Origin of the sequence: Janthinobacterium sp. UMAB-56 (assembly GCF_900095265.1) — a bacterium.
Classification (GTDB): domain Bacteria; phylum Pseudomonadota; class Gammaproteobacteria; order Burkholderiales; family Burkholderiaceae_D; genus Janthinobacterium.
Genome location: NZ_LT607662.1, coordinates 112,341 through 125,450, shown reverse-complemented (window position 1 = coordinate 125,450; position 13,110 = coordinate 112,341). Strand labels below are relative to the sequence as shown.

Annotated in this window: 10 protein-coding genes; 2 read left to right on the top strand and 8 right to left on the bottom strand. The window is 62.4% G+C overall.

What is annotated here, in order from left to right:
- Positions 1–7: 7 nt before the first annotated feature.
- The 4 genes from narI to K0F85_RS19960 are packed head-to-tail and all read right to left on the bottom strand — an operon-like array spanning position 8 to position 6,669.
- A complete protein-coding gene (narI, locus tag K0F85_RS19975) occupies positions 8–694 on the bottom strand; it encodes a respiratory nitrate reductase subunit gamma (RefSeq protein ID WP_219117683.1) in 687 nt (228 codons plus the stop codon).
- Positions 695–728: 34 nt separating this feature from the next.
- Positions 729–1,397: a nitrate reductase molybdenum cofactor assembly chaperone gene (gene narJ / locus K0F85_RS19970; protein WP_219117745.1), complete on the bottom strand. Its 669-nt coding sequence runs from the start codon at positions 1,395–1,397 to the stop codon at positions 729–731.
- 21 nt (positions 1,398–1,418) lie between these two features.
- Positions 1,419–2,969, bottom strand: a complete 1,551-nt coding sequence (narH, locus tag K0F85_RS19965; protein WP_219117682.1) for a nitrate reductase subunit beta — start codon at positions 2,967–2,969, stop codon at positions 1,419–1,421.
- A gap of 1 nt (position 2,970) precedes the next feature.
- Positions 2,971–6,669: a nitrate reductase subunit alpha gene (locus K0F85_RS19960; protein WP_219117681.1), complete on the bottom strand. Its 3,699-nt coding sequence runs from the start codon at positions 6,667–6,669 to the stop codon at positions 2,971–2,973.
- 242 nt (positions 6,670–6,911) lie between these two features.
- Here K0F85_RS19960 and K0F85_RS19955 point away from each other — a divergent pair, with 242 nt between their 5' ends.
- Positions 6,912–7,283, top strand: a complete 372-nt coding sequence (locus K0F85_RS19955) for a ribonucleotide reductase subunit alpha (protein ID WP_219117680.1) — start codon at positions 6,912–6,914, stop codon at positions 7,281–7,283.
- Here K0F85_RS19955 and K0F85_RS19950 read toward each other — a convergent pair.
- The 3 genes from K0F85_RS19950 to K0F85_RS19940 are packed head-to-tail and all read right to left on the bottom strand — an operon-like array spanning position 7,269 to position 10,618.
- Entirely contained in the window at positions 7,269–7,964 is a 696-nt protein-coding gene (locus K0F85_RS19950) for a carbonic anhydrase (RefSeq protein WP_219117679.1), read from the bottom strand. The two genes, K0F85_RS19955 and K0F85_RS19950, sit on opposite strands and share 15 nt — an antisense overlap.
- A gap of 15 nt (positions 7,965–7,979) precedes the next feature.
- Positions 7,980–9,377 (bottom strand): NarK family nitrate/nitrite MFS transporter, encoded by a 1,398-nt coding sequence (locus tag K0F85_RS19945; RefSeq protein ID WP_219117678.1) that lies wholly within the window; start codon positions 9,375–9,377, stop codon positions 7,980–7,982.
- Positions 9,374–10,618, bottom strand: coding sequence for a nitrate/nitrite transporter (locus tag K0F85_RS19940; protein ID WP_219117744.1), 1,245 nt, complete (start codon positions 10,616–10,618; stop codon positions 9,374–9,376). The genes K0F85_RS19945 and K0F85_RS19940 overlap by 4 nt, the downstream gene beginning before the upstream one ends.
- A gap of 387 nt (positions 10,619–11,005) precedes the next feature.
- On the opposite strand from K0F85_RS19940, the gene K0F85_RS19935 reads away from it, so the two are divergent.
- Positions 11,006–11,386, top strand: coding sequence for a SirB2 family protein (locus K0F85_RS19935; protein WP_219117677.1), 381 nt, complete (start codon positions 11,006–11,008; stop codon positions 11,384–11,386).
- 353 nt (positions 11,387–11,739) lie between these two features.
- Here K0F85_RS19935 and K0F85_RS19930 read toward each other — a convergent pair whose 3' ends face one another.
- Complete coding sequence (locus tag K0F85_RS19930; RefSeq protein WP_257572908.1) at positions 11,740–13,047, bottom strand: DUF3472 domain-containing protein; 1,308 nt, start codon at positions 13,045–13,047, stop codon at positions 11,740–11,742.
- Positions 13,048–13,110: the final 63 nt, after the last annotated feature.

Genomic DNA, 13,110 nt, shown 5'->3' with positions numbered 1-13,110 from the left:
TCCTTTCTTAGCGGCGGCGAACCAGTTGATAGGCACGGCCCAGGTATCCGATGGCGCCAAAGCCGCTCCACACGTGCACCAGGCGGGTGAACGGGAAGATGACGAACAGCGACATGCCCATGAACAGATGCAGCTTGAACACCAGCGGTGCATCGACGATGAAGCTGGCGGCGTCGATGCGGAAGGTGACGATGTGCTGTGCCCAGTGCATCAGCAAGACCATCATGTGGCCATCCATGTGCGAAGCCGAGACAGAAATCGACGACAGGCCCAGCAGCAAGGTCAGCAGTATCCACAGCATCACCAGCTTGTCGCCGGCCGTGGTGACGGCGCGCAACCGGTCATTGGAAAAGCGGCGCACCAGCAGGATCAGCAGGCCAGCCAGGCACAGGCCGCCCATCACGCCGCCGGCCGCCATGGCCACGCCCTGTTTCAGGCTATGCGACACGCCCAGCGTATCCCACACCCAGACGGGGGTGAGCAGGCCGGCCGCATGGCCGAACAGCAGGCCGATGATGCCAAGGTGGAACAGGATATTACCCAGGCGCAGGCTGCCACGGTGCAGCAGCTGGCTGGAATCGGACTTCCACGTATATTGCTCGCGGTCGTAGCGAATCAGGCTACCGAGAAAAAAGATGGCCAGCGCGATGTATGGATAAATGCCATACACAAATTGATGCAGATAATTACTCATGATGTACTCTCCTCATGCGGGCGCAGGCGGCCGTTCAAGCGGCGCGCCGCGGCTGCGGGTGAAAATGCACGGGATGGACGCCGCCGGCGAACTGGCCCTGGCCTTGGCGCAGCAAGGGCTCGACACCGTCCGCGCCGGGACCGAAGGTTTCCAGCGCTTCATCCATGTCGCGAATCGGCGGTTCGGCCAGCATTTCGGCCGCCACGGGACTCAGGCGTTCAAGCACCGAGAAGACGGGCGCATACGCACTGCCGTTGGCCGTCAGCTTGCGGCCGATGTGCGCCAGCACGTGGACGGCGTCGCCCAGCAACGGCGCCGATACCGCTTCATCGAGCTGCGCCAAAAATTCCAGGAACAGGGGCACGAAGTCGGGCAAGTCGTCGCCCACCATTTGCAGGCCGTGGCGCTTGTACTCCTCCATCAGATCGACCATGGCCTGGCCCCGGTCGCGCGATTCGCCGTGGATATGCTCGAACAGGTGCAGCGAGTGCGACGGATTGCGGTCGAAGGTGGCCACGTACTGCTGCTGCAGGTCGATCAGGCTGCTGCTTTCCAGGTGCGCCAGCAAGGGCCGCAGCAAGGGGGTCATCAAGGCGTGCTGCTCCGGCATGGCGGCCAGCGCCGCGTCCAGCTGCGGCAGGTGCGCGATCAGCTCTGGCTCCGGATACAGCAGCAGGCGCGAGAGGATTTGATAGTGATGCATGGCGAGTGTCATATCGGTTCCTTAGGCGCCTGGCGCCGTTTTGCGCGACTTCGGCATCTGCATGAAGATGGCCGAACCGTGTTTTTTCTTGCCGAACAAGGTCGGCTCGCTGCTGCCGTCCGAGCAGCCGTTGCCGAAGCTGAAGCCGCACGAACCCTTCTCGTTGAAGCTGTCCTCGGCCATTTCCTTGTGGCTGCTGGGGATGACGAAGCGGTCTTCGTAATTGGCGATGGCCATGATGTGGTACATGTCCTCCACCTGCGCCTTGCTCAAGCCCACCTGCTTGAGGACCGTGAGGTTTTCCACCTTCTCGACCGTCTTGCTGCGCATATAGGCGCGCATGGCCAGCATGCGGTCCAGCGCCGAGACGATGGGCGGCTGGTCGCCTGCCGTCAGCAGATTGGCCAGGTACTGCACGGGAATGCGCAGGCTTTGCGTGTCGGGCAGCATGCCGTTCACGCCCAGCTTGCCCGATTCGGCCGCCGCCTGGATCGGCGACAGGGGTGGCACGTACCACACCATCGGCAAGGTGCGGTATTCGGGATGCAGCGGAAACGCCACTTTCCATTCGACGGCCATCTTGTAGACGGGCGACTTGACGGCCGCTTCCAGCCACAGGTCCGGGATGCCCTGGCGGCGCGCTTCGGCGATGATGGCCGGGTCGTGCGGATCGAGGAACAGGTCCAGCTGCGCCTGGTACAGGTCCTGCTCTTGCGGCACGGAGGCGGCAGCCTCGATCTTGTCGGCGTCGTACAGCAGCACGCCCAGGTAGCGGATGCGGCCCACGCACGTTTCCGAGCACACGGTAGGCTGGCCAGCTTCGATGCGGGGGAAGCAGAAGGTGCACTTCTCCGCCTTGCCTGACGACCAATTGTAGTAAATCTTCTTGTACGGACAACCGGAGATGCACATGCGCCAGCCGCGGCACTTGTCCTGGTCGATCAGCACGATGCCGTCGTCTTCGCGCTTGTACACGGAGCCGGAAGGGCAGGACGCCACGCACGTCGGGTTGAGACAATGCTCGCACAGGCGCGGCAGATACATCATGAAGGTGTTTTCGAAGGTGCCGTACATCTCCTTCTGCATGTTGTCGAACAGCTTGTCCTTGCTGCGCTGGGCAAATTCACCGCCCAGGTCATCTTCCCAATTCGGACCCCACTCGATTTTTTCCATCTTTTTCCCCGTCAGCACGGAGATCGGACGGGCCGTCGGCGGCGTCTGCGACAACGGCGCGCTTTGCAGGTGCTCGTAGTCGTAGGTGAACGGCTCGTAGTATTCGTCGATGGCGGGCAGGTTCGGGTTGGCGAAGATATTGGCCAGGATTTTCAGGCGGCTGCCCTGGCGTGGCTCGATCTTGCCCGCGTCCGTGCGGCGCCAGCCGCCATTCCACTTGTCCTGGTTTTCCCACTGCTTCGGATAGCCGATGCCCGGCTTGGTTTCGACGTTGTTGAACCATGCGTACTCGACGCCGTCACGGCTGGTCCACACGTTCTTGCACGTGACGGAACAGGTGTGGCAGCCGATGCACTTGTCCAGGTTCAGCACCATGCCGATTTGCGCTCTGATTTTCATACTATGCTCCTTCTTCCTGCAACGGGCCTTCGAGCCAGTCAACCTTGTTCATCTTGCGCACCAATACGAATTCATCGCGGTTGGAGCCCACCGTGCCGTAGTAATTGAAGCCGTAGGCCAGCTGGGCATAGCCGCCTATCATGTGCGTCGGCTTGGGCACGGCGCGCGTCACCGAGTTATGGATGCCGCCCCGCTTGCCCGTCATCTCCGCGCCTGGCACGTTGATGATTTTTTCCTGCGCGTGATACATCATCGTCATGCCGGCCGGGATGCGCTGGCTGACGATGGCGCGCGCCGTCAGGCTGCCATTCACGTTGAAGACCTCGATCCAGTCGTTGTCGACGATGCCGGCCGTCTTCGCGTCAATTTCCGACAGCCACACGTGCGGCCCGCCGCGCGACAGCGTCAACATGCGCAGGTTGTCCGAATACGTGGAGTGGATGCCCCACTTCTGGTGCGATGTCAAAAAGTTCAGCGCCAGTTCCTTGTTGCCATTCGGCTTGGTGCCCAGCAGCGCTTGCGTCGTCTTCGTGTTGATGGCAGGCTTGTACACGCACAGTCCCTCGCCAAAATCGCGCATCCACAAATGATCCTGGTAAAACTGCTGGCGGCCCGTCAAGGTGCGCCATGGGATCAGTTCATGCACATTGGTATAGCCGGCCGTGTAGCTGACTTCTTCGCTTTCCAGGCCCGACCACGTAGGCGAGGAAATGATCTTGCGCGGCTGCGCCTGCACGTCGCGGAAACGGATGCTGTCATGCTCGCGCGGCTTGGCCAGATGCGTATGCTCGCGTCCCGTGATGGAAGACAGCGCGGCCCAGGCCTTGACGGCCACGTGGCCATTCGTTTCCGGCGCCAGCGTGAGTATCATTTCAGCCGCATCGATGGCCGTATCGAGGCGCGGCTGGCCCTGCGACACGCCTTCTTCGAGCACCGTGCGGTTGATGCCGCGCAACACGTCCACTTCATGGCCCGTTTTCCAGGAAATGCCCTTGCCGCCATTGCCGACGCTTTCCAGCAGCGGCCCGATCGAGGTGAACTTCTTGTAGACGTCGCGGTAATTGCGTTCGACCACCGTCATGTTCGGCATGGTCTTGCCGGGAATGGCGTCGCATTCGCCGGCGCGCCAATCCTTGGGATCGAAAGGCTGGCCCAACTCACCAGGGGTATCGTGCATCAGCGGCGTGAGGATGATGTCTTGCTGGGTGCCCAGCAATTCGCCGCCGATTTCCGAGAATTTCTCGGCGATGCCCTTGTAGATTTCCCAGTCCGACTTCGATTGCCACAAGGGCTGCACGGCTTCCGACAAGGGGTGGATGAAGGGATGCATGTCGGAGGTGTTCAGATCGTCTTTTTCATACCAGGTGGCCGTCGGCAGCACCACGTCGCCATACAGACACGTGGTTGACATGCGGAAGTCCAGCACCACCAGCAGATCGAGCTTGCCTTCGGCGGCGGGACGCACTTTCACCTGTTTGGGCGTGATGCAGTCGTCTTCGTCGCTGAGCAAGCCATTCTGCGTGCCCAGCAAATACTTGAGGAAGTATTCGTGGCCCTTGCCCGAACTGCCCAGGATGTTCGAACGCCAGACAAACATATTGCGCGGGAAGTTGGCTGGATTGTCCGGGTCGTCGCACGAAAACTGCAGCTGGCCCGCCTTGATCTGGGCTAGCGCATACGCGGCCGGTGCCTGCCCTGCCGCCTTGGCGGCCTTGGCCACTTCCAGCGGATTGGTTTGCAGCTGCGGCGCCGATGGCAGCCAGCCCATGCGTTCAGCCTTGGCGTTGTAATCGAGCAGCGTCAGCTCGCCCGTGCCGCTGGCCGCCGATGGCGAGGCGATGTCGCCCGTTTCCAGCTTTTCGTGGCGCCACTGGCTGGTGTGCGCATAGAAGAACGAGGTGCCGTTCATCTGGCGCATCGGACGCACCCAGTCCTGGGCGAAGGCCAATGGCGTCCATCCCGTTTGCGGACGCAGTTTTTCCTGGCCCACGTAATGGGCCCAGCCGCCGCCGGACTGGCCGATACAGCCGCACATCATCAGCATGTTGATGATGCCGCGATAGGTCATGTCCATGTGGTACCAGTGATTCAGGCCGGCGCCCACGATGACCATGCTCTTGCCGCGCGTCTGGTCCGCGTTTTGCGCGAACTGGCGCGCCACGGTGATGACGTCGGCGCGTTTCACGCCCGTGTGCTTTTCCTGCCAAGCCGGGGTATAGGGCACGTCGTCGTCATAGCTTTCCGCAACATTGGCGCCACCGAGGCCACGGTCGATACCGTAGTTGGCCAGGGTCAGGTCGAACACGGTGGTAACGAGGCCCGTCGTGCCGTCGGCCAGACGGATGGTTTTCACCGGCACTTTGCGCAGCAGCATGTCGGCCGCATCCTTGCCGCCGAAGTAGGCGAAACCCACTTCCGTGACGGCGTCGCTGTCGTTAATCAGGGACAGCATCGGCACGATAGGCACGCCGCTGCCACCCGCCTTCTGCTCCAGGTTCCACTTGCCCGACTCGCCCCAGCGGAAGCCGATGGTGCCGGCCGGCGCCGTAATCGCACCCGTGGTTTCGTCAATGACCAGGGTTTTCCATTCCGGATTGTTGATCTCGTCGAGGTTGTTGTCCAGGTGCGAAGCGCGCAGGAAGTAATCGGGCACCAGGGTGCCGTTATGCTCCTTGAGCAGCACCAGCATGGGGAAGTCCGTGTACTGGCGCGCATAGTCGCGGAAGTAGGCGCTCTGCCCTTCGGCATGGAATTCCTTCAGGATCACGTGGCCCATGGCCAGCGCCAGCGCCGCGTCCGTGCCCTGTTTCGGCGCCAGCCAGATGTCGCCGAACTTCACCATTTCGCCGTAATCGGGCGAGATGGCCACGGTTTTCGTGCCCTTGTAGCGCACTTCCGTGTAGAAGTGGGCATCCGGCGTGCGCGTCATCGGCACGTTCGAACCCCACACCATCAGATAAGTCGAGTTGTACCAGTCGGCCGATTCCGGCACGTCCGTCTGCTCGCCCCACACTTGCGGACTGGCGGGCGGCAAGTCGCAGTACCAGTCGTAGAAGCTCAGGGCCACGCCACCGATCAGCGACAGGTAACGCGTGCCGGAGGCATAGCTGACCATGGACATGGCGGGAATCGGCGAGAAGCCGACGATGCGGTCCGGGCCGTATTTCTTGATCGTCAGCGCATTCGCAGCGGCGATGATTTCATTCGACTCTTCCCAGGTGGCGCGCACGAAGCCGCCCAGGCCACGGATGGATTTGTACTGCTGCGAGCGCACGGGGTCCTGGCTGATCCAGTCCCAGGCGGTGACGGGGTCCATGGTCTTGCGCGCTTCGCGCCACATTTCCATCAGGCGGCCGCGCACCATCGGATACTTTACGCGCTGGGCCGAATACACATACCAGGAATAGCTGGCGCCGCGCGGGCAGCCGCGCGGCTCGTGGTTGGGCAGGTCGGGACGCGTGCGCGGGTAATCGGTCTGCTGGGTTTCCCAGGTGATCAAGCCATTCTTGACATACACCTTCCAGCTGCACGAGCCGGTGCAATTCACGCCATGCGTGGAACGCACGATCTTGTCGTGCTGCCAGCGCTGGCGGTAGGCATTTTCCCAGGTACGGTCTTCATCGACCACGGTGCCATGGCCGTTGGAAAACGGCTCGGCGGGCTTGCTAAAAAATTTCAGGCGGTCCAGAAAGTGACTCATGCTACCTCCACATTGCGCCGCAGGCAGCGGCGCCAGGTCTTAAAAAACGCTGCAAGCACGATGGCTCAAGCGTCGATACAAACAGTCTATCGATGCGCCCCGCGCGGCGGTATTGGCAAGAAGTCGGTTTCCCGCACCAGGAATGCATAGGCGCGTAGTCACCCGGATAGTCACTCTTGCCTATGGGCGCGGCGAGCGTGCTGCGGTATACCTGTCGCCATCGTTCAACCAGGAGAAAAACCATGCCCATTACCGATTACGCCAGCCTGCTGCGCAGCGCCCGCGATCAGGAGCAGCCGCAACGCCTGCTGTTCACCTTTACCCAGGCGCAGGCCCAGCCAGGCGGCCAGGGCAAGTCCCTCACACCGGTGATGTGCGCCGACAAGCTGCCCGAGGAACTGGGCAGCTTCGAGACATTGATGGAGGAGTCGAAACAGATGCAGACGCACTGGGACGTGGTCTTCGTGGCGGGATTGGCGGGCCAGCACGGCCAGCCACCTGCGGCGCAGGCATGCGAGGCGCCCCTGCGCGCCATGGTGACGGCCATCGAGCAAGGCCGCATCGACAGCCTGCTGGCGTTTGACCGCAGCGGGGATCTGTTACGTTTTAGCTGAATCCGGCCAAGGGCGTTCATGCAGATGACGCGCCCTTTCTATCGGACAGACCAGCGGCAAGAACTGCTGCTGGCGGGCCGAATACGCCATCAGGGCGCCGCTGTCGATGTCGAAATACCAGCCATGTAGTTTTAACACCCCCTGCTCCACCCGCCGCTTGAGCCAGGGGTAGGTCAGCAGGTTGTCCAGCGACTGCAAAATACTGGCCAGTTCGCACGCATGGTGCTGTTCTTCCGACGAACGGTGCGCCAGCTCGCGGCGCACCCTTTGCGCCACCGGTTCGGCGATGCGCATCCACTGTCCCACGAAGTCCGTTTCCTGGCCTTGCGCGCGCGGCTGCGGTTCCAGCAGCGCGCGGATGCCGCCGCAGCGCGCATGTCCGAGCACGATGACCCTGGCCACTTCGAGCTTGCAGACGGCGAACTCGATGGCCGAACTGACGCCGGGCGGCGCATCGGGCGTGCACGGCGGCACCAGGTTGGCGATATTGCGCACGACGAACATGTCGCCCGGGTCGCTGCCCGTCAGCAGCATGGGATCGACGCGCGAATCGCAGCAGCCGATCAGCAAGGTCGTGGGCCGCTGCCCGTCGCGCAGGCTGTCGTACAAGGTCTGCGGCTCACTGAAATACTGCTGCTGAAACAGGCTGAAGCCGTTGACGAATTTTTCCAGTTCTTCCATGACGCCCCCTGGCATTTAGCAAGGCATGGGCGCATTCTTGCGCGCATAGCACCACCAGGTAATCGCGATGCAGCTCACATAGAAGCCGATGAAGCACCACAGGGCTGCATCGGGGCTGCCCGTCAGCGAAATCGAAGTGCCATAGCTTTTCGGGATGAAGAAGGCGCCATAGGCCGCCACGGCCGACGTGAAGCCCAGGACGGCGGCGCCTTCCTTGTTGGCGTCGACGATGGCTTGCTCCTGCGCCGCCTTGCCCTTGCCGGCAGACGCGCGCTGGTGCTCCGTCAGGAAGATCACGGGGATCATGCGGAAGGTCGAGGCATTGCCGATGCCCGTGCCGGCGAACAGCAGCATGAACATCCAGAAGAAGCCACTGAAGCTGCCACCCACTCCCGCATGCGGCATGAAATACAGCACGCCCAGCACGGCGCCTATCATCAGCAGGAAAGACCACAGGGTGACTCTGGCACCGCCCAGTTTGTCGGAAATCACGCCGCCGGCCACGCGCGCCAGCGCCCCGACCAGGGGGCCAAGGAAGGCGTAATCGAGCGGATTGACGTCGGGGAACTGGATCTTGATCAGCAGCGGAAACGCGGCCGAATATCCGATGAAGGAACCAAAGGTGCCCGTGTACAGCCAGCACATGAGCCAGTTGTGCTTGCGCTTGAAGATCACGGCCTGCTCGGAAAACGAAGCCTTGGCCGAGGCCAGGTCATTCATGCCGAACCAGGCCAGCAAGGTACTCAAGGCGATGAATGGCACCCAGATGTAGCCCGCGTTTTGCAGCCACATGTCCTTGCTCACGCCATTCTTGAGCCAGGTGAGCGAATCGCCGCCCCAGGCGCCGAAGACGGCAACGGTGATCACCAGCGGCACGACAAACTGCACCACCGACACGCCCAGGTTGCCCAGGCCCGCATTCATGCCCAGCGCGAAACCCTTGCTCGCCTTCGGATAGAAAAAGCTGATATTGGCCATCGACGAGGCAAAGTTGCCGCCGCCAAAGCCGCACAGCAGCGCCAGAATCAGCATGGTCGGATAGCCCGTGTTCACATCCTGCACGGCCAGGCCGATGCCGATGGCGGGAATCAGGAGCGAGCCTGTGGAAATGGCCGTCCAGCGGCGGCCGCCAAAGATCGGTACCATGAACGAATAAAAGATGCGCAAGGTGGCGCCGGACAGGCCCGGCAAGGCCGTCAGCCAGAACAGCTGGTTGTTACTGTAGGTGAAACCGATGTTGGGCAGGTTGACCACCACCACGCTCCACACCATCCACACGGCGAACGCCAGCAGCAGCGCGGGAATCGAAATCCACAGATTACGCGCGGCCGTGGCCTTGCCGGTGCTTTGCCAGAAGCTCGGGGTTTCCGGCTCCCAGGTATTGATCATGTAGCGGCTCACGGGCTTACTCATAACGTTACTCCTGCAGGTTGATTGGTTGGTGCCGCGCGCAGCGGCTTGAACGAGAAATACATCCAGACGAGGGAAACGCAGACGGTGCCATACAGGAGCATGAAGGCGCTCGAACGCACGCCGGTGACATCCACCAGGGCGCCGAACATCACGGGCAGGATGAAGCCACCCAAGCCGCCGGCCAGGCCCACCACGCCCGAGACGGCGCCGATGTTGTCGGAAAAGTCATCGCCGATGAACTTGAAGACGGACGCCTTGCCCACGGCCATGGCGATGCCGACGATAAACAGCAGCGCCGTGAACCACAGCGGCGACAGGCCGATATGGAAAGCCAGCGGCCCCGTGACGGTTTCCACCACCATCTGCGTTTGTGGATACGACAGCAGGAAGAAGCACACCCAGCACACCCACATCACGGCCCAGGTGACTTTCGCCGCACCGTATTTGTCGGAGATCCAGCCGCCCAGCGCGCGCAGCACGCCGCCCGGCAGCGAGAAGCAGGCGGCCAGTAGCGCCGCGTGCTTCAAATCAAAACCGTATTCGGCCACGTAATACTTCGTCATCCACAAAGCCAGCGCCACATAGCCGCCAAACACCACCGAGTAGTACTGGCAGTAGCGCCACACGCGCGGGTCCTTCAGCACCTTCATCTGCGCCGAAAAACTTTCGCCCGATGGCGCCAGATGCGCTTTGTCCGTGTACGAAAACAGCCAGAAGAGGATGGCCGTGGCCAGCATGGCCACCGCATACACCTTCGGCAGCATTTGCCAACCGAAGGCGGCGACGATGCCCGGCGCGACGAACTTGGTCAACGCGGAACCGGAGTTGCCGGCGCCGAAGATGCCCATCGCCAGGCCGCGGCGCTCCTTTTCATACCAGCGCGCCACATACGGCGTGCCGACGGAAAACGAGCCGCCCGCCAGGCCCACGAACATGCCCAGCACGAGGAAGTGCCAGTAGGCGGTGGCGTAGGAGATCAGATAGATCGGCACCACGCTGGCCAGCATCAGCCAAAAGAAGACGCGGCGTCCGCCGTATTTGTCCGTCCAGATGCCCAGCGGCACGCGCACGAGGGAACCCGTCAGCACGGGCATGGCGGCCAGCAGGCCGAATTGTGTTTCTGTCAAGCCCAGGCTGGTCTTGATGGGGATGCCCAGTACGGCAAACATCATCCAGACTGCAAAGCAGATGGCAAACGCGAAGGTACTGCTAATCAGCACGGACGCCTGCTTGCGCCGCATGCCCGGTTCGACTGCCTTGTTACTACTGTTGTTCTTAGTGCCATCTAGGGTAGCCACGATGTTTCTCCATGAATGCACTGGCCGTCTGGCCAGCCGTCCCGACCAGCTTACGTGGCAGAGGCGAAAGCCACTATCGGCCACAGGGTGATTCTGGAAAGGCAATCTGGATAGCCGCATCGGCAAAAATGACTAGATGGCGGGGTGCGGAGCTAGGCTGGATGGCGGGCGTTTTACAAACGCAGATATTCTTGGCACACTCGGCGCCCTTCGCAAGAAGGAGCTGGCCAGATTCCTGCCTTGGCAACGCCTTATCCCGACGACGTATGGCGCGGTGCGCCAAAGGCGGCTATGCTGTGGCCACCGTCAATCAACGCCCCCGACACACGCATGGATTATCTGAGCCTCAAGCATTTCCACATGGGTTGCGCCGCCGCCAGCGGCTGTCTTTTCCTCTTGCGCGGCGCCTGGATGCTGCGCGCCTCGCCTGCATTGCAGCAGCGCTGGGTGAAAATCCTGCCGCACCTGGTCGACACGGCGCTGCTGGCCAGCGCCATTATCCTGGCCGTGTGGAGCGGCCAGTCGCCGGGCAGCCAGCCGTGGCTGGCCGCCAAGCTGTGCGCGCTGGTGGCTTACATCGCGCTGGGCACCATCGCCCTGAAACGGGGCAAGACGCCAGCCGTGCGCGGCGCCGCCTTCGCGCTCGCCGTGCTGGTATTCGCCTACATCGTCGCCGTGGCGGTCACCAGGCAGGCCTGGCCACTGCCATAGCAAGTAACAGCATCAGAACATGTGGCGCAAAGGTCCTGCCCTTGCCCGTAGGCACTTTTGGCAAGACATGCTGCAAGGCGACCTGGCCGGCGGGAGCATGGCGGGACCGGCGCGTTGCCCTATTTCGAGTGGCGGGACACGGAACTGGCGCGGCGCGCCGTGGAAGACGGCGGCCATGAGCTGATCCAGATCGATGGCAACGGCAGCGATGAAATGGATGCGCTGGTGGTGTAGCGGCGCGATACGACCGACATCATCGATGCTGCGGCCTTGATGGGGGTGACGATAGGCCGGCCGCTCGCTTACTATCGCGGCATCGAAGCGATGGTGGGCAAGCGGCCAAGGTAAAGCTATTACTGCATCGGCAAGGCCGCCACATCGACGCCCGGCGCCTGGCCCGTGGCCGGGCGCGTGAAATTCTGGCCGGTTTTCACGACATCGGCAAAGAAACCGCCGTTACGCAGGTAGAATTTGCCATTTTCCAGGCCACCCGCGTAATCCATGCGCTGCGCGTTGCTGGCCGTGGCGTCGCCAGTGTAGCGCCCTGCCGTCACTTCCGACCAGGTGCCGGATACGTTCCTTGCCCACTGGTTGCCAAACTGGACGCGGCGCTCCGTGTAGCCCAGGGTATCGATGAAGTTCTCGAGGAAGGAATGCACGCCCGTCAAATAGGTGGAAATCGCCGGCCGCTTCCAGGTAGCGATGTAGCGCCACTTGCCAGTCTCGGGCGCAAAGAACCAGGCCGAGTAATCGCTGCCGCCCTTGCCATCGGGCCGTGCGCGCGTGATGAAGCGGTACGTCGTGCCAGCCGCCCAATTGTATGAAAGGTAGGTCTGGCCCCCCGTGCCCTCGCCGCCAAACGCATTGTCGACCACGCCGGCGCCCTTGCTGACCAGGGTGGTCTTCGCGCCATTGTCGGCGTCCCACACGGAAAACAATATCCAGCGCTCGCTGGGCGACTTTACCTGAATGCCCATGTAGCCCTGGCCGAAGCCGTTGGCCATGAAATAGGAGCCGATGGCATCGTGCCCCTTGGGTATCGTCATCTCGTTATAAAAATACTCGGTATTGGCCGGCACCGTGTAGCCCATGTGCACGGACGGCCCGCGCCGCGACCAGTAATAATTGGCGGGGTCGTTGGCGTAGTTGAGCGCGGCGCCGGCCGTCACCTTCAGCGCCGGAACGTCGCCAAACGTGCCCTTCACGCGCGACAGCCCCTGCAAGTCCACCTTCACATAGCCGGCCGCCGCCACGTTCACCGTGCCCACGGCGTAGGTCTTGCGCGCCTTGCCGGCCAGCTTGACGTCGAACGGCGTGCCGTTGATCTTCACGCGGATGGTGCTGTTGCCGCCATCGGCCAGGCTGGCGTCGAGCGCCACCTGGACGGGGCCCGCTTCGGCCACGCGGAAATACGTGCTGGCGATGGCAGCCGGATTGCTCCAGCCGGCCAGGCCTTGTTCGTTGATGATGGCCCCTGTCTCTGCGCTGGTGATGAAGGCATTGCCGGCCAGTTCCACCGTTGCGGGCGTCGCCGGCGCGGCCACGCTGGTGGCCAGCAAGGCGGTATTGCCGCTCCCCGTGGCGGTGGCGCCGCCGCAGGCTGCCAGCAGCATCGGCATGGCGGGAAGGACTGCATAGAGTAATGAACTTCTGTGTTTCATCGATGTCTCCTGGGATAGAAAAAACCCGCTACGGCGGCAAGCGCGGTAGCGGGCGTATGGTGC

What these genes read in the sequence shown, in the direction of transcription:
- K0F85_RS19945 (WP_219117678.1), bottom strand. Translation starts at nt 9,377, where the DNA reads ATGAGTAAGCCCGTGAGCCGCTACATGATCAATACCTGGGAGCCGGAA.
- K0F85_RS19955 (WP_219117680.1), top strand. Translation starts at nt 6,912, where the DNA reads ATGCCCATTACCGATTACGCCAGCCTGCTGCGCAGCGCCCGCGATCAG.
- K0F85_RS19960 (WP_219117681.1), bottom strand. Translation starts at nt 6,669, where the DNA reads ATGAGTCACTTTCTGGACCGCCTGAAATTTTTTAGCAAGCCCGCCGAG.
- K0F85_RS19930 (WP_257572908.1), bottom strand. Translation starts at nt 13,047, where the DNA reads ATGAAACACAGAAGTTCATTACTCTATGCAGTCCTTCCCGCCATGCCG.
- K0F85_RS19935 (WP_219117677.1), top strand. Translation starts at nt 11,006, where the DNA reads ATGGATTATCTGAGCCTCAAGCATTTCCACATGGGTTGCGCCGCCGCC.
- narH (WP_219117682.1), bottom strand. Translation starts at nt 2,969, where the DNA reads ATGAAAATCAGAGCGCAAATCGGCATGGTGCTGAACCTGGACAAGTGC.
- K0F85_RS19940 (WP_219117744.1), bottom strand. Translation starts at nt 10,618, where the DNA reads ATGCGGCGCAAGCAGGCGTCCGTGCTGATTAGCAGTACCTTCGCGTTT.
- narI (WP_219117683.1), bottom strand. Translation starts at nt 694, where the DNA reads ATGAGTAATTATCTGCATCAATTTGTGTATGGCATTTATCCATACATC.
- K0F85_RS19950 (WP_219117679.1), bottom strand. Translation starts at nt 7,964, where the DNA reads ATGGAAGAACTGGAAAAATTCGTCAACGGCTTCAGCCTGTTTCAGCAG.
- narJ (WP_219117745.1), bottom strand. Translation starts at nt 1,397, where the DNA reads ATGCATCACTATCAAATCCTCTCGCGCCTGCTGCTGTATCCGGAGCCA.